General features: G+C 72.7%; 25 protein-coding genes. 1 reads left to right on the top strand and 24 read right to left on the bottom strand.

Annotated elements, in window-relative coordinates; genetic code table 11:
• Nucleotides 1–6 precede the first annotated feature (6 nt).
• The 12 genes from ACGF12_RS13855 to ACGF12_RS13800 form a co-directional block, all read right to left on the bottom strand.
• On the bottom strand, nt 7–711 hold the full coding sequence (locus tag ACGF12_RS13855) for a hypothetical protein (protein WP_393028517.1): 705 nt from the start codon (nt 709–711) through the stop codon (nt 7–9).
• A 112-nt stretch (nt 712–823) separates the two neighbouring features.
• Nucleotides 824–1,006, bottom strand: a complete 183-nt coding sequence (locus ACGF12_RS13850; protein WP_393028516.1) for a hypothetical protein — start codon at nt 1,004–1,006, stop codon at nt 824–826.
• Nucleotides 1,007–1,224: 218 nt separating this feature from the next.
• Nucleotides 1,225–1,980: a hypothetical protein gene (locus tag ACGF12_RS13845; protein ID WP_393028515.1), complete on the bottom strand. Its 756-nt coding sequence runs from the start codon at nt 1,978–1,980 to the stop codon at nt 1,225–1,227.
• A 131-nt stretch (nt 1,981–2,111) separates the two neighbouring features.
• A complete protein-coding gene (locus ACGF12_RS13840) occupies nt 2,112–4,331 on the bottom strand; it encodes a hypothetical protein (RefSeq protein WP_393028514.1) in 2,220 nt (739 codons plus the stop codon).
• Entirely contained in the window at nt 4,331–4,672 is a 342-nt protein-coding gene (locus tag ACGF12_RS13835; protein WP_393028513.1) for a helix-turn-helix domain-containing protein, read from the bottom strand. Before ACGF12_RS13835 ends, ACGF12_RS13840 begins: the two co-directional genes overlap by 1 nt.
• 165 nt (nt 4,673–4,837) lie before the next feature.
• Nucleotides 4,838–5,413 carry a hypothetical protein gene (locus ACGF12_RS13830; protein WP_393028512.1) on the bottom strand — a complete coding sequence of 192 codons (576 nt, stop codon included), beginning with the start codon at nt 5,411–5,413 and terminating at the stop codon, nt 4,838–4,840.
• 177 nt (nt 5,414–5,590) lie between these two features.
• Complete coding sequence (locus tag ACGF12_RS13825; protein WP_393028511.1) at nt 5,591–5,899, bottom strand: hypothetical protein; 309 nt, start codon at nt 5,897–5,899, stop codon at nt 5,591–5,593.
• 313 nt (nt 5,900–6,212) lie between these two features.
• Nucleotides 6,213–6,872 carry a hypothetical protein gene (locus tag ACGF12_RS13820; RefSeq protein ID WP_393028510.1) on the bottom strand — a complete coding sequence of 220 codons (660 nt, stop codon included), beginning with the start codon at nt 6,870–6,872 and terminating at the stop codon, nt 6,213–6,215.
• 50 nt (nt 6,873–6,922) lie between these two features.
• The gene (locus ACGF12_RS13815) at nt 6,923–7,528 is read right to left on the bottom strand and encodes a hypothetical protein (RefSeq protein ID WP_393028509.1); all 606 of its coding nucleotides are present in this window, start codon (nt 7,526–7,528) and stop codon (nt 6,923–6,925) included.
• A 106-nt stretch (nt 7,529–7,634) separates the two neighbouring features.
• Nucleotides 7,635–8,888 carry a hypothetical protein gene (locus ACGF12_RS13810; RefSeq protein WP_393028508.1) on the bottom strand — a complete coding sequence of 418 codons (1,254 nt, stop codon included), beginning with the start codon at nt 8,886–8,888 and terminating at the stop codon, nt 7,635–7,637.
• A gap of 122 nt (nt 8,889–9,010) precedes the next feature.
• Nucleotides 9,011–9,355, bottom strand: a complete 345-nt coding sequence (locus ACGF12_RS13805; protein WP_393028507.1) for an HIT family protein — start codon at nt 9,353–9,355, stop codon at nt 9,011–9,013.
• 121 nt (nt 9,356–9,476) lie between these two features.
• Nucleotides 9,477–10,016, bottom strand: a complete 540-nt coding sequence (locus ACGF12_RS13800) for a hypothetical protein (RefSeq protein ID WP_393028506.1) — start codon at nt 10,014–10,016, stop codon at nt 9,477–9,479.
• Nucleotides 10,017–10,439: 423 nt separating this feature from the next.
• On the opposite strand from ACGF12_RS13800, the gene ACGF12_RS13795 reads away from it, so the two are divergent.
• Nucleotides 10,440–11,102 (top strand): hypothetical protein, encoded by a 663-nt coding sequence (locus ACGF12_RS13795; protein WP_393028505.1) that lies wholly within the window; start codon nt 10,440–10,442, stop codon nt 11,100–11,102.
• A gap of 165 nt (nt 11,103–11,267) precedes the next feature.
• Here ACGF12_RS13795 and ACGF12_RS13790 read toward each other — a convergent pair whose 3' ends face one another.
• The 12 genes from ACGF12_RS13790 to ACGF12_RS13735 all read right to left on the bottom strand — a co-directional run bounded on the left by ACGF12_RS13790 (nt 11,268) and on the right by ACGF12_RS13735 (nt 21,206).
• Entirely contained in the window at nt 11,268–11,543 is a 276-nt protein-coding gene (locus ACGF12_RS13790) for a hypothetical protein (protein WP_393028504.1), read from the bottom strand.
• A 28-nt stretch (nt 11,544–11,571) separates the two neighbouring features.
• Complete coding sequence (locus ACGF12_RS13785; protein WP_393028503.1) at nt 11,572–12,369, bottom strand: hypothetical protein; 798 nt, start codon at nt 12,367–12,369, stop codon at nt 11,572–11,574.
• 58 nt (nt 12,370–12,427) lie between these two features.
• Nucleotides 12,428–14,083 (bottom strand): AAA family ATPase, encoded by a 1,656-nt coding sequence (locus ACGF12_RS13780; protein ID WP_393028502.1) that lies wholly within the window; start codon nt 14,081–14,083, stop codon nt 12,428–12,430.
• 158 nt (nt 14,084–14,241) lie between these two features.
• Nucleotides 14,242–14,808 carry a hypothetical protein gene (locus ACGF12_RS13775; protein WP_393028501.1) on the bottom strand — a complete coding sequence of 189 codons (567 nt, stop codon included), beginning with the start codon at nt 14,806–14,808 and terminating at the stop codon, nt 14,242–14,244.
• Nucleotides 14,809–14,819: 11 nt separating this feature from the next.
• Nucleotides 14,820–15,263 (bottom strand): hypothetical protein, encoded by a 444-nt coding sequence (locus tag ACGF12_RS13770; RefSeq protein WP_393028500.1) that lies wholly within the window; start codon nt 15,261–15,263, stop codon nt 14,820–14,822.
• On the bottom strand, nt 15,260–15,433 hold the full coding sequence (locus ACGF12_RS13765; protein WP_393028499.1) for a hypothetical protein: 174 nt from the start codon (nt 15,431–15,433) through the stop codon (nt 15,260–15,262). The genes ACGF12_RS13770 and ACGF12_RS13765 overlap by 4 nt, the downstream gene beginning before the upstream one ends.
• A 71-nt stretch (nt 15,434–15,504) precedes the next feature.
• Complete coding sequence (locus ACGF12_RS13760; RefSeq protein ID WP_393028498.1) at nt 15,505–16,740, bottom strand: DUF6919 domain-containing protein; 1,236 nt, start codon at nt 16,738–16,740, stop codon at nt 15,505–15,507.
• A gap of 75 nt (nt 16,741–16,815) precedes the next feature.
• Complete coding sequence (locus tag ACGF12_RS13755) at nt 16,816–17,796, bottom strand: hypothetical protein (protein ID WP_393028497.1); 981 nt, start codon at nt 17,794–17,796, stop codon at nt 16,816–16,818.
• A 404-nt stretch (nt 17,797–18,200) separates the two neighbouring features.
• Nucleotides 18,201–18,440 carry a hypothetical protein gene (locus ACGF12_RS13750; protein WP_393028496.1) on the bottom strand — a complete coding sequence of 80 codons (240 nt, stop codon included), beginning with the start codon at nt 18,438–18,440 and terminating at the stop codon, nt 18,201–18,203.
• Nucleotides 18,441–18,554: 114 nt separating this feature from the next.
• Nucleotides 18,555–19,544 (bottom strand): DUF4097 family beta strand repeat-containing protein, encoded by a 990-nt coding sequence (locus tag ACGF12_RS13745; RefSeq protein ID WP_393028495.1) that lies wholly within the window; start codon nt 19,542–19,544, stop codon nt 18,555–18,557.
• A 259-nt stretch (nt 19,545–19,803) separates the two neighbouring features.
• On the bottom strand, nt 19,804–20,349 hold the full coding sequence (locus ACGF12_RS13740) for a hypothetical protein (protein ID WP_393028494.1): 546 nt from the start codon (nt 20,347–20,349) through the stop codon (nt 19,804–19,806).
• A 59-nt stretch (nt 20,350–20,408) separates the two neighbouring features.
• On the bottom strand, nt 20,409–21,206 hold the full coding sequence (locus tag ACGF12_RS13735; RefSeq protein ID WP_393028493.1) for a hypothetical protein: 798 nt from the start codon (nt 21,204–21,206) through the stop codon (nt 20,409–20,411).
• Nucleotides 21,207–21,247: the final 41 nt, after the last annotated feature.

The raw sequence follows: 21,247 nt of genomic DNA, 5'->3' as shown, positions 1-21,247 counted from the left end.
GGGCGGTCAGTTGTCGTTCTCGGCCTTCGCCAGTTCGAGGCCTTCGTGGTCGAGGTCGTGGTACTTCCACGGGTCGTGGTCGCCGGGGAGGCTGGCGGGCCGCAGCTCGCCGCACCCGAAGGGGCAGAGCTGGAGGTGGCCGGGGTGTTCGGCGGCGCCCCGGCTGTAGCGGTGGCGGACCGCGGCGTCCTTGACGTTGAGGCGCTGGCCGATGCGGGCCCAGGACGGGGAGGGCCGGCAGACGTCGCGCAGTGCGAGCACGATCTCGTCGGCCAGGGAGTCGAGTTGTTGTTGGGCGCTGGAGACGTCGGCCAGCAGCGCGAGCAGGGCGTCGGCGCGCTGGTCCTCGGGGACCGGGTACAGCCGGCGCTCGATCAGGGCGAGGTGCTCGCGGGCGGCGAGGGCGGACTGGACCAGCTGGGCGGTGCTGCGCCCGCCGGGGGTGAGGGCCTCGTTCCAGGTCAGCGTGGTGCGCTTGGTGGTCGAGGTCAGGTGCCGGTACTCGGCCAGGGCGTCGAGGCAGTGGGTGCACAGGCCGGGGCGGGCGTCGGCGGGCTCGGCGTCGGCGTCGTGGTGGCCGTCGAGGACTTCCAGGACCGGTGCCTGGCAGAAGGTCTGCAAGGGGGTCAGGCCCAGGTGTGCGGTGGGGGCTTCCTGGTCCCCGGAGGCGGGGAAGAGGCCCTTGACGTAGGGCAGGCGCGAGGGCAGCACAGCGTTTCTCCTTGCTATGAATAGCAGATGGCTTGCTAAATCTAGCAAGCCTCGGGGCTTTTCTGCAACCCTCTGTGCCAGCCTTCTCACCTGGCGTGATGACGAGCGGGCTCTACCTGTCGGCCCGGCGCAGCGGGAGCACCTTCGCGTCGGCCTGCGGTGCCGGGGGCCGGCAGCGGTGACCGGCCTGCCAGGCCTTCGCCTCCTCCTCGGTGGCGGTCTCGAAGCCGGAGTTCCAGCAGGTCCGGCAGGTGGTGGTGCGGGTCTCGGCGTCGAAGATGTACGGCCTGGGCATCTGGGGTCCCTTCTCGCGGGTGGAGCGTGGTGGAGGTCAGCGGCGGTGTGACTGAGCGCTTCACTTGGCGGATTGAGCAAATCCGCTAACCAGCGACGATGTCCCAAGGCCACTCCCCCGTGGAACGATCCTTGGAGCTTCGCAACTCGCTGACCAGGAACAACGCCGAACGCTCAACTGGCCAACTCGATCGCTAACTGGCCAAGTGAAGCGCTCAGTCACAGCCGGCGGCCGCGCGTGGTCGGCGGGGTCGGGACCCATCCGCGGATCTGGAGCCACCGGATGTCTGCGTCCTCAACCGCCCGGTCCGTCTCGACCAGCCAGGCCTTCACCGCCGCGGTGACGTCGCCGCGGTGCTGCGCCACGCGGCGCGACCATTCGCCGGCGTCGAAGCCGATGATCCTCTCGCCCCGTCGGCCGACTCGTTGGGAGCCGTACTGGCGCTCCTCCGTCCCGTCCGCGCGGGGGACGACGCCGCGGCGCTGGCCCGGGGAGTCCTCCCGCGACCCGGCGGACATTGTGAACTGATCGGCCTTCATACGGACCGTGATGGCGATCCGGCCGCCGACGCGCGCGGTCTCGTGGACGACGTCCGCCAGGTGCGGGGCTCCGGACTGGATGGCCTGCTGGCCGGCGGTTCCGGTGCTGGAGCGCCCGAGGGTGCCGATGATGTTCTTGCCGCGTACCCGTGCCTTCTGTCCGGTGCGGGTTCGGCGGTCGGCGATGTTCTGGCGGGCGATCGCCGCCAGGGATTCCAGGTCGCGCTCGCCACCGCGCACGGCGCGCAGGACCTGCTGGAGGGCGCCGATGTACGCCTTCCCCTTGCCTCCGCCCTTGGTGAAGATCTGGGTGATGATCGAGGCGTTGCGGCCGATCATCCCGGCGACCTGGCTGCGGCTGTAGCCGAGGTCGATGAGGTCCTGGGTGAGGCGGCCGGCTTCATTCAGCGGTGGAGGCTCGGGGGTCGGGCTCATGGTGTCCTCGGGTGCGGTGGCGGTCGGATGCGGGTCGACGAGACCGGCGCCGGAGGGGTGCGCGGGCCGCCGGGGCGGGCCGGACGCACGCGGTGTACATCCGGCCCGCCGTCAGGTGGGGTGGGAGCGGTTCAGCGGCGCTGGGCGGCGAGGTGGTCGCGCCCGCGCTTGCGCAGGGCCATCAGCTCGCCCTCGCTGGTCGGTGCCGCGAGGGGGCCGGGCAGCAGGCCCTTGAGCAGGTAGTCGCCGGGCGCGTCCTGGTAGGGCCAGCCCGGGTCCTTGGCGAGGTCGAGGTAGATCGCGTCGGTCCTGAAGGCGACGACCGTGCCGGGCGGCATGTGGAGGGCACCGACGCTGGTCTCGGCCTCCGTCTCCTTGTCGTGCATCGTCATCGTCAGCAGGGCGGCGCGCGCGCCGCCCCACACCCCTGCGGCCCAGTGCGGGTGCGGGTCCGACGCCGAGTGGGACAGGCGCTTCCAGGTGGTCCCGCCCTGGTCCTCGCTGAGGATCTCCGCGCCGTCCGGCACCTCCTCCCCCCGTGGGGTGTAGCCCGTGTTCACCGTGGGTCCCGCCGCGAACGCGCCGATCGTGTACAGGAGGATGGAGCGGACGGCACGCGCCGCGAGGTAGGAGGCTCGGCGCACGCGCTCGTCGCCGTGGACCTGCGACTCGGCCATCAGCCCGGACCAGGCGTTCTTGAGCTTGGTCGCCCACAACTTGATCGGGGAACCGGATTCCCAGACGAGCCCGTCCAGGATCTCGACCCCCCACCGCCCGACCGGGTTGTTCAACGCGGCGTGCACCTCGGGACCGCTCGCCCAAGTGGTGAACCTGGTGCCGGGCGTGGCGGGGTAGTCCCAGGCGCGCTGGCCGGACACCGGCGCCGGCAGGACGCCGACATGCTGCCACCCGGCGGGCACGGTGACCCGGATGTTCCAGTGCGAGGGGGCCATCAGCGCGGTGTCCTGCTCCGTCTCGGACAGCGCGGCGAAGCCCCGGGCGGTGAGCCGCTGAGGCTCGCCGACGCCGCTCTTCCACGTGTGCTTCCCGTACGCGAAGGTCCGGTCCAGTTCCACCAGGCCCGACAGCTGCGCCGGAACACGCGGTGGCAGGATCAGCTCGGTACGGCCCTGCCCGGCGGTGGCGTGCATCAGCTCGCGCACCTCCAGGCCGGGAGCCGGATAGCCCCCGGCCCAGCGACCCCTCGTCGGGATGGTGCGGCGCCACAGGTCCATGCCGGTCAGCGACGGGAATCCGAGCAGCGCCACCTTCTCCCAGCCCTTTTGGGCACGCAGCGCGTTGTACATCCGGAGGAAGGCGGCGCGCACCAGGGCCACGTCGGCGCCCTTCGCGTCGAACCACTGGCCGGCGGAGAGGATCTCGACCCCCCGCTCCTTGGGACCCGCGTTGACGCGCTTGTACCGGCCCACAGGGTGGCGCTCGTGGGCGAAGTGCCCGGCCTTGGCGTCCTTCCCGCGCCCGGCATCGACGCCCCACTTCTGGGAGGGGGTGTTGAGCCAGGCAGCCACCGCCTCGATGAGTGTCGGGTAACGCTCGGCGCCGGTGTGCCAGGGGTCACCCGCTGTGATGTAGATCCGCTCCGTGCCCGGCGCGGCGGCCTGTACCGCGTCGAGAATCTCCTCAGGGGTGCGCCTGCCGAGGTCGACCCGGACAACCCGCTCCTTGAGGGTCATCTCGCCGGTCGCGGCGTCGAGGAACACCATGCTGCGCATGGTGTGGTCGAAGTTCGGCCGGATGGAGACCAGGTTCGGGTCGAGCCGGGTGAAGTCGGCGCCGGCCGCTCCGGTCGGGATGCTCGGCAGCTCGCGGAAGCCCAACTCCTGGACCTGCGGGGGCTCCTCGGCCGCGGGCGTCTGCTCGGCCACGACGGGCGCGACCGTGGCCTGCTCGGCCTCGGGCGTGCCGGTGCCGTGCTCGGGCGCGAAGGCCTTGACCTCGGCGGCGGGCTCCGGCTCGGCAGCGACGGCGGCGGGTACGGGCTCAGCGTCGGCGGTGACCGGAGCCGGTGCCGACTGGGCAGGGGCCGGCTGCGGCTGGGCGGCCGGAGCCGTAGTGCGCCGGTCGGCGGGGGTGGGGTCCAGGAGGGGCGCGATGTCGACGACGTCGCCCACCGACATGCCGCCGGCCTTGGCGATGGCGTCGGCCTTCGCGCCCTCGAAGGAGGCCAGCTGCATCACCTGCCGGGCGCGCTGGTCCCCGAGCTTGGCGCGGGCTGCTTCTGCCGCCGCGACGACCTTCTCGGCGGCGGCGACTTCCTTGTCGGCCTGGCCGATCGCGGTGCGCAGCTCGCGCAGCTTGGCCAGCCCGTTGTTGTACTCCTGGCGTCCCATCACTCCCCCTTTCCGGTGGGCTCGTCGGTGGCGGCGGTGGCTCCGTTCGGCAGGGGATTCAGCCAGCTGGCATCCCCCTCGGTGCCGTAGATCTCCGCCAGCCCGACGAGCAGGTAGCGGTACGCCTCACGCTGGCGGCCCCGCGGTTCGGCGGCGCCCGACTCCCAGCGGCCGAACAGCTCGCGCGAGACGCCGTCCACGGCTTCGGCGGCCTCGGCCTGGGTGAGGTCGCCCTGCGTACGCAGCCGCTTGCGTTCTTCCGGCGCCGGCAGCGGCGCCCTGCTGGCCCTGGCTTTGTCCAGGAGCCGGTCCACGGCCGGAAATGGCGATGAGTCAGTCATCAGTACCTCCACCCCCAGAGTACCACCAATCTCGCATCAATCTCTCATTCGCATCACATGTATCCGACATGACTATCTCATCGGCATCACGCGATTCCGCCGCGATATGCCACGGGGCGGCCGGAGCCGTCCATGGCTCCGGCCGCCCCCGGGCAGCGGTTAGTGTCAGCGCGCCTCGGCCCCGCTGGCCAGGATGAGAGTCTTGTCGGCGAGGCCCTGCCTGTACTCGGCGGCCTGCTCCAGGTTGGCCCGGTGCTGCTCCGCGACGGCGGACGGGTCGATGTCCAGGGGCTCGACCGGAGGGTGGCCGGCGGCCAGGATCTGCTCGTAGGCGGACTGCCGGTAGGGGTGGTCTCGGTTCAGCCGGACCTTCGCAGCGTCGACCGCGCGGTTCTCCCACATGTCGATTGCGATCCTGGCGTCGTCGATGGCCACGATGTAGGAGTGGTGCGCGGCCAGCCAGTGGGGTGCGGTGCTGAGGGCCTCCCAGCGCACGTCGACCAGGTGAAGGGCGCGGTCCCGCTCTTCGCGGGCGATCCACTCCTCCAGCAGCCGGGGACGGAGGGTGTTGTAGGCGCGCAGGGTGTCCGTCAGGTTGATCAGGCGGCTCTCCTCCTCGCCGGGGCTGCGGTCCGGGTGCTCGTCGATGAAGCGGTACAAGACCCGGTGGAAGTGCGCGGCCTCCTGGCCGTCCAGGTCGAGGCCGGTGAAGCCTTCCAGGGTGACGGGGGTGATCTGCACGGTGCTCTCCTTCGAGGGATGGCGGTCGGGGTCGATGCCCTGGGACCGCAGGTCGGTGTAGACCGTGGGCCAGCTGACGCGGGCGGCCTCGGCGAGGACGGCGAGGCTCGTTGCTCCGGCCTTCCAGGCAGCGGCGATCGGCTCGGCGTCGGGATGCGGACCAGGCCCGCAGGGCTTTCAGGGCTTCTTGGGATTGGTCAGATTGGCGAGCGCGGCGATCTCCTCTCCGGTCAGGCGCCGACGATCCGCGAGCGTCCGGGCCACGGTGGTGATCTGCGGCCAGTAGGTGTCGAGCAGCCGGTCGGCGGCGGCGTGCAGGATGCCGTAGTCGAGTTCGGCGCTACGGCCGAAACCGATGTAGGGGTGTGCGCTGGTGATGTCGCTGCGGTCGCCCTCGGCGCAGACCTCGGTGATCCATGCCGCGAGCGGGGTCCAAAGGCCCTGCTCGCGCAGCCACCGGTCGTTGGCGCGAGGACCTCGCCCCACGGTTCCGCGCTTTGGGTGTTGCTCGCGGTGACTCCGCCGTCGGCCCCAAGACCCGCCCATGCAACGTGGGATCCGGCGACCATCCCCAGGACGGCGTGGGCGGCCTCGTGGTGGGCCCGGTAGGCCGCGAAGCCGACCTCGTCCACGCCCAAGGCCGGCTCAGCCGGGCCCTGGTACGGGTCGTCGGGAAGGTTGCGGACCCAGTACGACTGGTGGCGGCCGGTGGAGACGTCGTACCACTTCACGGCCGGGTCAGGAAGGTTGGCGGGATGGATTCGGGGCTGGTGCAGAGTCGCGGCCTGGTCCGGGTTCGTCATCGCGCTTCTCCTTGCTCAACGGGAGCCGTCCAGTGGGCGGCGGTCTCGTCCCGCCAGGTCCGGTAGCAGCGCATTGCCTTGAGTCCCTGCACTGGGTCGGCGTCCAGATGGGTCCGAAGGGCGGTCTCGTCCATCGAGCCGACGTCGGCGAGGTCGTAGGCAAGGCGCAGGGTGGATCGCCAGCGGTGGAGGAGGATGCGGCCCGCGATTTCGATGGTGTCCTGGGCGTGGGCGTGAGGGAGCAGGTTTTGGCAGGCGTGGGCGCACCAGTTGAGGTCGCCGCCGGCCAGGCAGTTCAGCACCTCCTGGTATGGCTCGGCAGTGCCGTCGATGCCTCGGCCTTGCAGCCACAAGAAGGATGCTTGGAATCCTCCGACGCGCATGGCGAGCAGGTTCGGCAGCGGGATGCGATCGCCGAAGGCGCGATAGTCCAGGGCAATGTGGTCACCGCCGAGGCCGATCAGTTCGTAGCTGGTCACGGTGGCGCTGGTGACGGTCAGGCCCACGGTATGGGCGACGATGGCATGCCCGGCCTCGTGCACGGCGCTCAGCAGGCGCAGCAGCCGAGGTTCCAGGCCCAGCGCGGCGGAGGCGTTCTCCACCAGCCGCCGTTTCTGGGCGTCCTCGGGATGCGGGACTAAGGTGCCGGTGGTCATGATTCGGGCCTCTCGGTCGGTGGGGTTGCCATGCGGCCGGGTGTGGGCGGCTAGCGGGTGTTGCGGACGGCCAGCGCGGCGCTCACCGCGGCGGCGGCCAGGCCAATCGTGCGGTGCAGGGCCTGGTCGAGCTCGAAGAGCGCCGTTCCCGGACCGCCAGAGTCCGCCGCCTTCCCTTCGGCCCGGACCACGGTGCACGCCTTGACGTAGTCGCCCTTGCCGACCCGGACGGCGAGGCGCAGCAGCGGGCGGCGCCTGTCGATGATCAGGTGGGTGCCGAGGTTGATGGCGGCTCCGGCGAGCAGTGCCGCGGGCCTGGGCCGGAACCCGAGGGCGCGGGTTACCGTCAGGGTGGCTGCGGTCTGCACTGCGCCGTAGCACAGGACGTGTCGGGCGGCGCTGATGCGGCCGAGCGTGGTGGCGCTCATGGTCCGTACGAGCGGGTCGGCGATGTCCTGCGGGCTGGCCGGGGAGCCGTCGGCCAGGACGAGGTGGTCGCCGTAGAGGCCCTTGTTCACGGCGTCCGCGCCGCGCTGGGCCCACTGGTCGGCGGTGTCGTGGGTCCCTTCGAAGATGGCCGCCAGGGCGGCGAAGACCGCGAGGTTGCGGATGGCGGTGTCCCACTTGGTGACAGCGGTCTCGGGGTCGTGCAGCATGGCGGTGCTCCTGTCCTTTGATCAGGTCTGATCGGGTGTGGAGTCCTGGGCGGCCGTGATGTCTTGGCCGGACGGCGGTCGCCCAGGGAATTCGGTGCGCTGCCGGTCAGGAGTTCGCGCTGTCCCGGTGTCCCCTGCCTTCGAGTGCCGCGGCGACGATGTTCGACGTCGGGTTTCCCTGCCAGCCGCAGACGCAGCGGCAGACGACCAGTCCGTCCTCCCCGTCGTAGACGTCCGTCTTGTGGGTCGGCTCGACCTCGGGCTCGGTCTCCTGCGGGTCGGCGGGACGCCGGGGGCGGCGCGCGATGGTGGTGTCCTTGGCGGCCTGCTCCTGGCGGTGCGCCTCGCCCCACCGTGCTGCCTCCAGGGCGTCGGTGGTGCGCTCCGGGGAGGTCCAGCCGCAGTTGCAGGTCGTCCCGACGCGTCCGTCGCGGGCGGCGATCTCGAAGATCTCGGGGTGGTGCTCGGGCAGCGGGACGTTCAGGGCGGGGTTGGCGTTGTCGTCGTCGGTGGCCTCGCGGCGGGTGCCGATGGCCCACCGCTCCCAGCCGCCCGGGAACTCCTTGAGGATCTTGTCCCGGCGGGACTGGGCGGTCTTGGTCGGAACGCCCATGGCGAGGGCCAGGTCGGCGACGGTTCCCCCGGGCATGCTCGCGTGGGTCCGCACGGCGGCGTCGATGATGCCCTTGATGCGCGGTTCCAGCTTGTGCACGAGGTCGGAGATGACGACCTGCCAGCAGGCCAGGTCGACCCGGCGCAGGCCGCCCCGGTGGCTGTAGCCGGTGCGCAGCAGAGCCAGCCCCCACAGGACCTTGTCCGTCCAGTCGGCCATGAGTCCGGCGTCGATTCCGACGGCCTTGGCTTCTTCCAGGTCGAGGTCGACGGTGTGGATCCAGTTGTCGGTGGAGGGCGGGTGCTCGTCCGGGAAGGTGGTGGCCCAGGCCTCCCATTCGCTGACCCCGGCGGTGAGTACTTTGGCCTGGCGGGTCTGGGCGGTGGAGCGGGGGGCGTCCATGGCCCGGGCCAGGTCCGCGACGCTGCCGCCGGCCTGGCGGTGTTCGCGGATGGCGGCGGCGGTGATGCCGGCCAGGAGGGTGGTGCGGGCCGATTCCAGGCGGCTGATTGCCAGGTGCCAGTTCTCGACGGTCACCGGCCGGGTCGTCGCGGGCTTGTTGTCGCGGCCGCGCCGGTCCTTGCCGGTGCGCAGCAGGGTGAGTGCCCACAGGGCGGTGTCGAGGATCGAGGTGAGTTCGTCGGCATCGGCGCGGCCGACGGCGCGGGCCTCGGTCGGGAGCAGGTCGATGACGATGTCGCTGCCGCCGTGCTGTGCGGTGGTTCCGTGATCGTAGCGCAGGGCCATGTCGCCCCCTCAGGAGTGGATGAAATCTCGTACAACCACTGTACGAGATTTCATCCACATCCGCTACGGCCTCTGAGCTGCAACAACACTACTGCCACGGGTAGTTGACGTTGCATCAGCACTTAGAGCGAATTGCGGCGGGGTGGGGGCGGGCCGCTGTCGGCGGCCGGGATGCTCCAGGGCAGCAGCAGACCGTCGCCGCAGGAGCGCGGGAGGACGTGGAGGTGCGCGTGGAAGACGGTCTGGGTGGCGACCTCGCCGGCGCTGGTGATGACGTTGCACGGCGGCGTTGCGATCTCCGCGACCCGGCGCATCAGCGCCGCGCTGACCTCGGGGTCGGTCGTGACGTCCGGGACGTGGCGAAGGGGGACCACGAGGAGGTGGCCTGGTGTCACCGGGCCGAGGGGGTGCAGGGCCAGGGCGTCCGGCCACCGGCGGACCACGCGGGCCGCAGCGGTGCCGGCCACGATGGCGCAGAAGACGCACCCGGTCGGCCAGGAGGCCGCAGGGCCGTGGGGGCACTGCGGCGGCCGTGGAGGAAATCCTGCCCGGCGCCCGGGCAGGACCCGCTCTGCGGTTCGGTCACCGTCAGCCTCGGAGACCGTGCTCTCGGGGCTGGAGGAGTTCCTTCCCGACGTCCAGGTGGGCGACGTCGAAGGTGATTTGGTGCCGGGTCCAGAGACGGTGCGCGATCTCCTCCGCCATGGCAACCGAGCGGTGGCGGCCCCCGACGCAGCCGACGGCAAGCCGGACCTGGCGGAACCTCCGGTTGGCGACGTCGTCGAGTAGATCGACGGCGAGCGACACGGCGCGGTCGATGCTGCCGACGACGCCGGGAGTGTCCAGCACCCGCTGGAGCACAACGTCGTCCAGGCCGGTCAGCGTCCGCATCCGGGGGTCGCGGTGCGGGTTGTAGTACTGGACGGTGGCGTCGAGAGTCATATCGGCCCGCGGAACGTGCTGGCACTCGGCGGGAACACAGCCGTCCAGGCGGTCCCCGGTCAACTGCCGGTGGCCGTAGCCGAAGCTCACGATGCGGCCGCGCACCACGGTCCAGTCCTTCCCGTAGCGGGCCTCGGTGCCCTCCGGGTTCAGGAGGAGGCGGTCGCGCTCGGCGAGAATGCTCATGGTTGTACACAGCCTTTCGGATCTCGGGGGTCGCTTCGACCGCCGGATGCCGGCGGGAGCGGGTGGGAACGAACCCATTTCATCGCGCCCGAGGAGCACCAGGAAGGGGCAACCCAGGGTTTCCCGTTTCCTCTTCGGCACGGGGTCTTCTCCCGTGCAAGCGAGGGAAGTTGGCCTCCGGGTCATCGGCGGGGACGGGCGTCCGGCCCGCGGGCGATGACCGGTGCGGGCCGCGTCGCGCTGTTGCGCCACGGTGTCCGCCCGGCGTCGTACGATGGCGGCCGCGGTGACGACCACCGCGGTTCCCGGGGCTATGCCCGGGGTGGCACGCCCACGGCAACGGTGGGCCGGAGCCCGGCACGGCTGCCGGGGTGAGGGTCTCGACCAAGCACGGCCCCCGCTCCAGACGGGGGCTGTTCGCCGATGCCTTCACCCTTCCTGGAGATCCTCGTGGACGCCTTCACCAAGCAGCTCGCCGACGGCCGCACTGCCCACGTCCGGCCCTTCATCACCGCCTACGGGGCGGTCACCTACACCGTCGTCGACGACGGCGGGCGTTCGATCGCCAGCGGCTGGCTCCAGGAGGCGGCCGAGCGAGGCGTCCCCGAGGACCGACGGCCTGCGGGCTGCACGCACCTCATCGCCGGCGCTCCCGCATTGTGGTTCACCTCCGAGGAGGCCGGGTGCCTGGTCGAGCTGGGCGACGCCGCCCAGGCGGCCTTCGACTCCTCCCCCGAGGGCCAGGCGCTCGCGGCCTGGCGCCGCAATCAGCGGGAGCTGGAGGAGGCGGAGGCTGCCAGCACTGCCGTGCTGCGCACCCCGGAGGGCAGGGAGCTGGTCGAGCAGCGGGAGCGCCTCAAGGAGGCGGCGGCCGCAGTGGCCGCCGCCGACGACGCCGAGCGGGAACGGGCGTACGACAGCGGGGAGCCCGATTTCTACTTCCGCCACCAGGAGCCGCGCAACGAGGCGAACCTCGCCCGGGCGCTGGAGAAGCTGGACGCCTTCGACGAACAGCATCCGCAGATCGCCGAGGCGCTGCGGGCGGAGAAGGACGCCCGCACCCGCCGGTTCCTGGAGACCGACTGACCGCCACGTCGTACTGCGGCTGCTGCTCACCGGGTCGTGAACGCAAAGGCCCGCCGGCTGCGCGGCGGGGCCGGCAGTCGGCGGGCGTGGTGGGGGCCTGGGCGGTGGACGCTGCTGTGGTGCCGGTGGATCACGGGTGTCGGCGGACTGCCGGAGGTGGTGTTCTTACACCTCCACGCCCAGGGCCCGCAGCTGGGCCGCGGCCTTGCGGTAGTCGTCGACCACCCCGTGGTACAGCCAGCTCAGCTTCTTGACCTCCTCCCGGAGACGGGTGATCTCGGCGAGCGCGGCGTCCTTGAAGTCCACGCACGTGCAGTTGTCCAGGTTGTCGGGCTCGTTGGCCCGCCCCGCGCAGCCGGGGACGAAGAAGGCGGTGCCGTCGGGGGCTTGGGCGGTGTGGCAGGGGGCGGGCAGCGGCCGTTGCGGGTCTTCGTGGTGCACGGGGTCTCGGTCTCCAGGGACTGGGTGGTCAGGCGCGCGCTGCGGGCCCGGGCGCCCACGGGTCGTCCTCGGCCCCGGCGGCCGGGTCGGCCTCGACGTAGCCGAGGCACGCGAAGGAGGCGCCGTCGTCCTCGCTCGCCCGCCCGGTGCCGGCGCAGACACAGTCGGCGGGGTGGGGTTCGGCGGGGATGCCCCGGCCGCACTGGTCCGGCTCCTGGTGGACCGCGACGCCGTCCTCGTAGTCATAGGTCATGACCCAACCGAGGCCGCCGCAGCCTCCCTCACAGTCCCAGGCGTGCGGGCCCTCGTTCAGCCACGTGCCGTAGGTGACCCGCAGCCAGACCCGCGCCGTCTCCTGCTCGGCGGCGCCGATACCGTCCAGGCGGCGCAGGTCGTTGGCGGCCGCGGCGCACTGGACGGCGCTGTGGATGTCGCTGGGGCTTTGCAGCGCCACGATGTCGAGAGCGACGGCGCGGAACAGCAGGGCCGTGTACTCGTGCTGGCGCCTGCGGTCCGGGTCGACGGTGCCGGGCTGGCGGCGCTCGGCGGCGACGGCCTGCTCCCACTGGTGGTACTCGATCGCGTAGTCGGACATGAGGCGGCCGACGGACGGCGCGTCCGGGTAGGCGTGGCGCACGGCGGCGCAGGCGAGCGCCTCGGCGACGGGTTCGCCCTGCGGGTAGTAGTGGACGACGGTCGGTACTGCGCCCGGCCGGTTCAGGACGACGCTCAGCGGTTTGTGGTGGGCGGCCAGGGTGCGCAGCGTGTAGGCGGCCTGGCGGTCGGTGGTGTCGCGGGTGATCGGGTTGGTGGTGAAGACGGTCATTGGTTCTCCCGGGTGGCTGGGCGGGTGCGGCCCGGGTCGGGCCGCACCCGGAAGGGGGTCAGAGGCAGAGGCAGGTCGCCTGGACGGGGTAGGTCCCGCTGGAGGCGTCCAGGAGGTCGGTGGCGGAGTGCACGTTCACCCACGCCGGCCTGCCGCAGTCGGGGCAGGGGATGTGCATCTGGTGGACGACCTCGTCCGGGTCGTCCTGGTCCGCCCACCGGATGGTCAGCTCGTGGCCGCCGATGGCGAAGGCGCCGGTGCGCAGGCCGTGGTCGTCCTCGTGGCGGGTGAACAGCGGGGCGAGGTCGGGTCCGAAGGTCCTCTCGATGTGCAGCGCCGGGTGTGCCTTCTCCCGGTCGGCGCATCGCCGCAGGAAGGCGGCCATCACCGGCAGGTCGCGGGTGTGGTGGACGGTGGCGAAGCCCTCGGCCAGGAGCCCGGGCAGGTCGCGGGTGAGCTCGTCGTGCTGGGCGGTGACGACCTGGTCGCGCACGCGCAGGGCGGCCGGGCGTTCGGCGTTGCGGGCCAGGGCGCCGGTGAGCGTTGCGTCGACGACCAGGGCGACGGCGGGCACGCCGTGCAGCTGGGCGGCGGCGATGAGCTTCTTCCTGACCCAGGCCTCGGAGTTGACGGCGTCGACGATGACGGGCCGGCGTTCGCGCAGCATGCTGTCGAGCCGGCCGTAGAGGAGCTCCCAGGCGGCGGTGGAGGCGCCCTGGTCGAGCGGGTCGCCGGTGAGGGCCTCGCGCAGGCGGTCGGCGTTCAGGACCGATCCGGCGAAGAGGCGGGCGAGGGTGGACTTGCCGCTGCCGGAGATGCCGATGAGGACCAGGAGGCAGTCCTCGGGCAGCCCCAGCGCGGTGAGCGCGCGCCGGGTCGCCGCAGTGCCCACGTCGATGCCGTCGAGCGGGCGCTCGGCGGGTTCCGGCGCGGGGCGCGGGGCGGTGCTGCGCGCGGTGAGGTACCAGGATCGGACACCGAGCACGTCCAGCAGCACGCAGGTCCCGTCGTGCGCCAGGCGGCCGAACACCTTCGTGATCTCCTGGCGGAGCGGGAGGTAGCGGGTGATGCTCTCGCAAGCGGTCACCAGCCGGCTCCTCTCCACGTCGAGGAGTTCGGGCTGGTAGACCTGCGGGAAGTTCGCGACGATCTCCGCGTAGTCGACCAGGTCCGCGTGGGCTCCGGCGGCGGTGGCCCGTCGTTCGCGGCTGCACAGGGCGTCGATGTCGCGGCCGGCCCGGGCGGCGGCGGCCGACCAGTCCAGCTCCGCACCGGCCTGGAACAGCATGTCCAGCAGCCTCTGGGCATAGGGGGCGAGCTCGGCCAGCAGCGCGTTGGCCTGCGCGACGCCCAGGTAGGGCAGCTCCCTGACCCCCGAGTCGATCGTCCAGGTCAGGAGCCTCGGCACGGGGTTGAACCACATGTGCGGACCGGTGCGGGTGAAAGGCCTGCCGGGGTACCAGCGCGCCCACGTCTGGGCGGGGACGTCGTTGGCGAATGTCCAGGCGGGGTTGCGCGCCTCCAGGTGCTGGGGGCTCTCGAAGAACGACAGCTGCCCGGTGGCGGTGTCCAGGTGGATCTGCTGGTAGTGCCCGGCCCAGCCCGAGTTGTCGATCGGGGCGGTGGAGATCACCGCGTTCACGGGCGTGACGGTGACGCGCGGCGCGGCGTAGCGGGCCTGCCGGACCTCCGGCACCACATGTTCGGTTACCATATGCACTCTCCTCCTGACTTTCTGTCACCTTGGGTGTTGCGTCGGTGCGGTGCTGCTGGTCGGCCAGCAGCACGGTGGGTGTTGCGGAGGTCCTGCGCGGGGGCGAAGCCGGGGACGCTGGTGCGGGCTCGGCAGGCCGCGTGAACGGCCTGGTGGCCTCAGTCCTCGTCCGCGTCGTCCGCGCTGTCCTGCGAGGCCAGCTCGGCGCTGGCCTCCAGGTCGACTTCGCCGTGTCCGTGGTAGATGGTCACGGCGCCGTGCTCGTCGGTCTCGGAGTACGACGGCAGGTCGACATCGTCGTCCTCGTCGCCGGTGCCGTAGGTGCGGCGTCCGCACGCCGGGCAGCGCCAGATCCCTTCGCCGCCGACCGGCAGCGGGAGAGTCGGGCCCGCGCACTGCGGGCAGGCGGGCGTGGAGGTGAGGAGCGAGAGCCGCTTGTTGAAGCGGATCTCGCGCACCGACCAGCCGTGGGCGCGCAGGAGATCGGCATAGGCGGACACCAGGACGTGCTCCTCCGCCGCGGCGTCGGCGAAGGTCAGCCCGCTGAGCACGCCCGGGAACCGGGTGCGATGGCAGACCCTGACCTGCGCGCGGCCGGGAGCACCCGGGCCGCACACGAATCCGGCCACGCTGACCAGGCGCGCCGCGTCGAACTTCGCTTCGGAGTGACGCGTCAAGAGCAGGGCCCGTGCCGCGCTGGACACCTCTTCGTCGAGGTCCGTCACGCTCGGCCCGGTCATCCCTGCTGCCCTGCGATCAGCCGCGCCACGGCGGCCGCCAGCTCGCCACTCTCGGCGGCCTCCTCCGCCGCCTCCAGGCGCTCGAAGACGTTCGCGACGGTCACCGCCGGATCGACGACGCACGCCTCGCGCAGAGGCCGGTGCAGCGCTTCGTAGCCGTCGGAGCGGCCCGCGTGATAGCGGCACAGCTCCTCGCACTCGATGCAGGCCGGGCAGTCCTCCCAGTCGGCGCGGTACGGCGCGATCTCCATGGGCACGTCGGCGCCGGCCGGCAGCTCCAGCGCCGCGTGCGGCCGCGCCACGCCGAGTTCGCGCTGAGCCCAGTTGGCGGGCAGGGCGCGCAGCTGCATGGCGAGCGCGGCGGCGACGGCGGGCTGGTGCTCGATGAGCTGCTTCCACAGCGTGTCTGCCGTGGCCAGCGGGTCGGCCGAGGACGTCATCGCGGGTCCCTCCGGGTGGGGTTGACGGGCGAGGGGATGTTGATGCGGACCCGGGAGACCGGGCGGTCGCGGCCGCAGACGATGCACTGCCCGTCCGCCTCGAAGTCGTTGTTGGTGTCGCAGTCCGCGCACTTCCAGACCGGCCGGGCCGGTGCCGTCGGACGGGTCATGTCCGTTCCTCGCAGGGGGTAGTCGGAAGGGGAAGGTGGATCCCCGGAGTTGCCGTCGACGGCCGTGCTGCTCACCAGGGCTCGTCGTCGAGGTCCTGGGCGGCGGGTCGGCGGGCGGTGCAGCGGTGCCGGTATCCGGGCTCGTAGGTGTAGCCGCTGCCGCCGCACACGCAGTCCTCGCCGTGCGGCTCCTCCTGCTGCCGGCGGCGGCATGAGTCGGGTTCCTCGGCAACCGGCACCCAGATTCCGTCGCCCTGGTTCTCCCAGGTCGTGACGGTCAGGGTGATGCCGTCACCGTCGCAGCCGGGGCAGTCGGCGCCGTGCTGGCTGTGGTCGGTCTCGCCGATGAGGGCCGCGGCCCTGCGTAGCAGCTCCTCGGCCTCGTTCAGCCGGGCGACCTGTTCGTGGTGCCCGGCGGCGCGCAGGTCGGTCTGCATGTCGGTGAGCAGGTCGGCGAGAAGACCAGCGGGGGCCTGCTCGCGCAGGTCGTCCAGGACGTCGGTCGGGTCGGTCCAGTGGCCGGAGGCGAGCCAGTCGTGCAGGCGCCCCACGTCGTTGCGGAGCCCTTGGTAGACCGTCGCACGGCCCTCCGGCCCGGTTTCGGTGAGTGGCCACGACGGCCCGGCCGGCGTCTGGGGCAGGTCGGCCGTGGCCTGGGGAGCGCCGGTTCGGGGGCCGGTCTGGGTGGGGGCGGCGATGCGGGCCAGCAGCGGCCACAGCCGGTCGTTGTGGCCCCAGGCCGGGTCGACGATGGTGACCTGCCAGGCACCGGCGGCCTCGCGCAGGACGTCGGGGTGGCAGCCGGGCAGCAGGTAGCGCAGTTCGGACCGGTCCTGGCGGGCTCCGAAGACATCGTCGGGCTCCGTGCCGAGCTGCGAGACGTCGACGCCGCCCCGGCCCAGGCGCCAGGTGAACCGCGGGAACGGGTGCTGGGCGACGGTCAGTCCGGCCGCGCGGGCCTCGGTGAGCAGACGCCGGCGCATCGCCCGGTCGGTGACCAGGGCGGTGACGGCCGCGCGCCGCAGCCGCAGCCGGCCGGAGTCGACGCTCGGTCCGGCGCCGCTCTGGGCGGCCACGGTGAGGATGCCGGCGCGGTTGGCGGCGGCCAGGACGTCCTGGGGACCGCACTGGGCACCGTGGGGAACGTGCAGGGGCGGTCCGGTGAGTTCGGCGGCCGAGCCGTCCAGCCAGTCAGCCAGGCGGTTGGCGGCGTCGGCAAGCGAGCGGGCGTCGATCCGGTACGGCTGCCCGCCGCCGACCTCCGTCGCGTGGAGGTCGGCGGGCTTGGGGGACTTCAGGGTCTTCATCGGGTGGGTCCTCTCTCGGCTGGACCGGCCGGCCCGGGGCGCTGCGCCCCGGGCCGGTGCAGAGGTGGTGAGGCGTCAGGCCTGCTGGGCGGCCTGGGCGGCGTTGTAGCGGGCGACCCACGCGCTCGGGTCGAGGCCGATCTCGTGGGCCGCATCGAAGGCGGCTTCGGTGAACTCGGCGAAGTCGAGTTCGTCGGTGACTTCGGCGGCGAGGCGGTGCGCCCGGCGCGGGTCGACCTCCTCCAGGGCCCGCAGGGCCCGGAAGGCCAGGTAGGCGGATCCGGCGGCGTTGGCGATCGGGGCGACCGCGTCAGGTCCGCCGGAGTACGCGGCGTCTTTCAGGGCCTCGCCGGAGGTCACGACCCGCTGGAGCATCTCCGCCCGGAGGTGGGCGAACTCGTCGTTGCCGTCGGGCAGCGGCAGCGCTTCGACCGGGCGGCCGTCGGCCGCCGAGATGTGGGCGAGGGGCGGCTGCCACTCCAGCGCCACCGGCATCTGCACGCCGGCGAAGTCTTCCCCGAGGACGAGGAGGCTGCCGTCGTGCTCGGCCACGCCGAGCCACACGTAGTCGCCGGCCTTCCGCCAGCGGTGCAGGATGGCAGTGTCGAGCGCGATCGGCCGCGGCGCGTCGCCCGTAGCGGGCTTCAGACGGGCGGCGAGGAAGGGCCGCCAGCCGCCGCTCAGAGGGAACGCCGCGGTGCTCACGGGCACGCGCAGGGCGCTGGTGGGGGTGAAGGCCTCCACACGGTCGGCGGCGACGATCAGGTGCACATCCTCGTCGTGGCCGCGCAAGCGGGCCCAGGCGGCGAGGCTGTCCGCGTCGTGGCCCTGGATGGTGGCGGCCCACGGCTCACCGTCGCCGCCCTCGGGGCCGCAGGCGGGGGCGCTGCCCACGGCGAGGGTGTAGCGGCAGGTGGTGACGGCGTGCAGACGGGTGGCGTCGGCATCGAGCAGGGTGAGGGCGCCGGGCTTCCAGCTGGTGGGCTCGGATCGGTGGGGGGCAGTCTGCTCCAGGATCCGGGCCAGCTCGGCGGCCCGCAGGATGGTGGTGGTCATGACGTCCTTCGGTGGCATACGGGCAGGGGCGGCCGCCGGCCGGTAGGGCCGGGGCGAGGTGCAACGGGTATCGGGTCCGCGCTCGCCGCGCCGCAGGCCGCCTGGCCGCCGGGGCGGGACGGGAGGGGCGGGGGCGGTGACTGGACCGAGTGCGCGGGCGGCGGTTAGGTCGGCGGCCGTTGCGGGGGCGCCCTGCCGGGTTCGTTCCCGGAGGCCTGGTCGCGGGGGGGGGGGGGGGCCCCGCCCCCCCCCCCCCCCGCGCCCCCCCCCGCGGGGGGGGGTGGGGGTGGTTTGTGGGGGGGGGGGGGGGGGGGGGGGGGGGCCGGGGGGGGGGGGGGCGGGGGGGGGCGGGGGGGGGGGGGCCCCCCCCCCCGCGCCCCCCCACCGCGGGTTCACCCGCAGGGTCAGCCGGCGTTTCCGGTGTTCTCCGGGCCGGTCCAGCGCTTCAGGTTCCGGCGCAGGTGCTCGCGGTTGACTTCCATGACGGTCGCGACCTCGACCTGGGAGGTGGCGTCGATCTCGGCCTTCACCGCGAGCCAGAACTTCCGCTTGGCTGCGCCGATCTCCAGTTCCAGCTGTTCGGCCGCGGCGTCCAGACGCCCCTTCGGGGTGTCGGGGTGCTCGCGGCGGGCGGGGGTGGTCATTGTTTCTCCGGATCAGTCGGGGACCATGGTGGTGTGTCCCGGCCGTCTGGATCGGGTCCGGTACCTCGGGGCGGCCGCGTGGCCGGCCAGCTCAGTCGGCCGCCCCGAGGGTGTTCAGAGGCTGTGGTGGACCTCGCCGGTGTGGGAGTTCGCGGTGAGGCGGATGTGGGGGGCACCGTCGAAGCCGTCGGTGTCGATGTGGCCCGTGACGGAGTTGAGGGTGACGGTCGCGAGCCGGGTCACCCTGGACGGGGCGTGTACGTCGATGTTGCCGGTGCTGGTTGTCGCGGTGAGCGTGCCGCCTCCGAAGCGACGGACGTCGATGTGGCCCGTGTCGGAGTGCAGTACGGCGCTGTCGCGCGTGTGCCCGAGGGTGATGTTGCCGGTGATGGTGCTGACGTTGGCGTTGTCGATGTCGGCCCGAGTGGCGTGCATCGCCCCGTCGGCGAGGATGGCCTCGACCTGGTGGAAGTCGCCGTTGAGCGTGAGGGAGGCTGCGCCGGTGCTGGTGAAGGTGACCTCGCTGCCGGGCGGCAGCTGGATGTCGACGCGGATGGTGCCGGGCAGGGCGTCGACCCGGGTGCCTTCCGGGACGACGACCACGCCGTCCCGGACGATGGCGATGCCGTTGATGGAGAGGGTGCCGTTGTCCATCTGCACGTTGCCGAGGCCGCTCTGCGAGAAGACGGCGTCCCGGACACTGCCGGACGTCCGAACGCCGCTGGTGCCCTTGCGGCTGAAGACGGCGTTCCGGGTCTGCACGTTGGTCCTGCCGGCCTGCACGAAGGTGGCGCCCTGGTAGAAGTCGCCTCCGACGTGGCCGCTGAAGACGTTATGGACGGTCATGCCGGTGTGCGGGGACGCGGCGGGCGCCTCGCTGTCACCGGTGTTCGGGATCTTCACCTTCAGGGTGTTGCCGTATTCGAGGAAGCTGGTGCCGGTTACGGCGTCGGCGGTTGCGCCCTGGGTGTCCGCGGTGTGCACGGTGACGGTGGGCCGGCTGACGTCGGGGCTGGTGGCGACGGTGACCATCCCGTTCAGGACCTCGACCTCGACGCGGATCGGGCCAGGGGCCTGGACGGTGTGGGTGTTCTCGGTGGTCATGAGGTACCTCTCGGTTCTGCCCCGGCAGGCCTGGGGCTTGGCACCTGCGGGCAGGCGGCGGTGTTGCGGCGCGGTAGGCGCCGCTGTAGCGAGGGGCGGGCTGCGGACCGTAGAGGTCCGCGCCCTGACACCTCAAGTATGCCACCTAAATTGTGGCCACGCAATTGGTGGCCACAATTTAGGTGGCGTCGCGGGGGCGCTTCAACCCCACGGTCGCCGGGCGCCGTCGGGTCTCCGCCACGGCCGGCGGCCCCCGAGGTCAGGGCTCTCCGGTGCCCGCCCGGCGGCAGCAGTAGGTGTAGCGCAGCCAGGACACCGCCTCGCGCTCGCCCTCCGGCGCCAGGCCCTCCAGGCGGCGAAGACGGTTGGCCGCCGCCACGCACTCGGCCGCCGTTCGGGGATCACGGCCGTCGCGTAGCGAGGCCACGTCCAGCGCCACCGCCTGCGGCAGGACGTAGGCCTGCTCCAGGGCCGCCAGGCGCCACTCGGCGTCGCGCTGCGGATCGCGCCCGGTGTCGGCGATCGCGGTCTGCCAGAGGTGGAAGGCCGCCGCCGACTGCCGGATGAGCAGCGCGAGCGAGGGGAGCTCGCCGTAGGCATCCAGGACGGCGCGCTCCCCCGCGTCGATCGGACGGGCGGGGCGGGCGGCGGCCGGGCGGTAGACGACCTCCGTCCCGTCGGCGAGCTCGACGGCCAGGCCGAGCCGCGCCTCGGCCAGGAGGATCACGGTGTCCCTGGCCTGTTCGGCCGGCATGGTGAGCGTGATGGAGGCGGCGGTGACGGGCAGGTCCTGGTCGTCGGGCACGAAGGCTCCCTGGGGTAGCGGCGGGCTGTGCTTACGGGTGGACGGTGGCGCTCCCGCCCCTACTTGATGACCGTCCGCGGCGGCCTGCGGGAGGGGCGCTTGGAGACCGCCGGCTGCTCGACGTCCGCCGCCGGAGCGGCCGGTGCGGAGTCCTCCAGCGGCCAGCGGCCGGGCACGGCCGCCGGAAGAAGGGTGAGGTCGAGCAGCGCCTTGCCGTCGGCCAGGCGCTGCACGTAGGCGTACAGCTGCGCGCCGGTCGTCACCACGGTTTCCAGGCCGCCGGCGGCGAGGACGAAGCGTCCCTCAAGCTGCTCGCCGGTGTGCGAGTCCACGAGCAGCTGGATGGGCCGGTGGTGCAGGACGGCACCGAAGGGCAGGTTGTAGGTGGCGGTGCCGTCCGCCGCTCCGGTCCAGCCCCGCCTTTCCCACAGCGGGCCGCTGTTGCCCAGGATGCTCCAGGAGTGCAGCTGCGCGTCGTACGCCGCCGCTGACGCGGCCGCGGCCTCGACCTCCTGCATCGGCGTCAGCTGGGCGGGGGCGACGGTCTCTTCGGCGGCGGGGGCTGCCGGGGCGGGGGCCGGGGCCAGTTGCGCGAGCTGGGGGCGGTGGCGGTCGCGGATGCGCCGGCGCAGTCCCTCCAGGGCGGCGTCCAGGGTCTCCTGGAGGAGCACGGCCGTACCGACCGCCGCGAGTGCTGTGGCTGCGGTTCGCCCGTCGGCGGGCAGCCGGCCTTGCAGGGCGCGGTGGGCGCGGAGGCCGGCGGCCGTCGCACCAGCGGTGGTGACCAGGCTCTGGGCGCCGCCGAGGGCGGCGAGAAGGACGCGCTGGGCGGCGGGTGTGCGGTAGTAGACGGTCATGGAGAAGGAACTCCCGGGCTCTGTGGCCGCCACGTCGGCGG

This window comes from Kitasatospora sp. NPDC048296, assembly GCF_043201815.1.
Classification (GTDB): Bacteria; Actinomycetota; Actinomycetes; order Streptomycetales; family Streptomycetaceae; genus Kitasatospora.
This window is presented reverse-complemented; position numbering and strand designations above follow the sequence as displayed.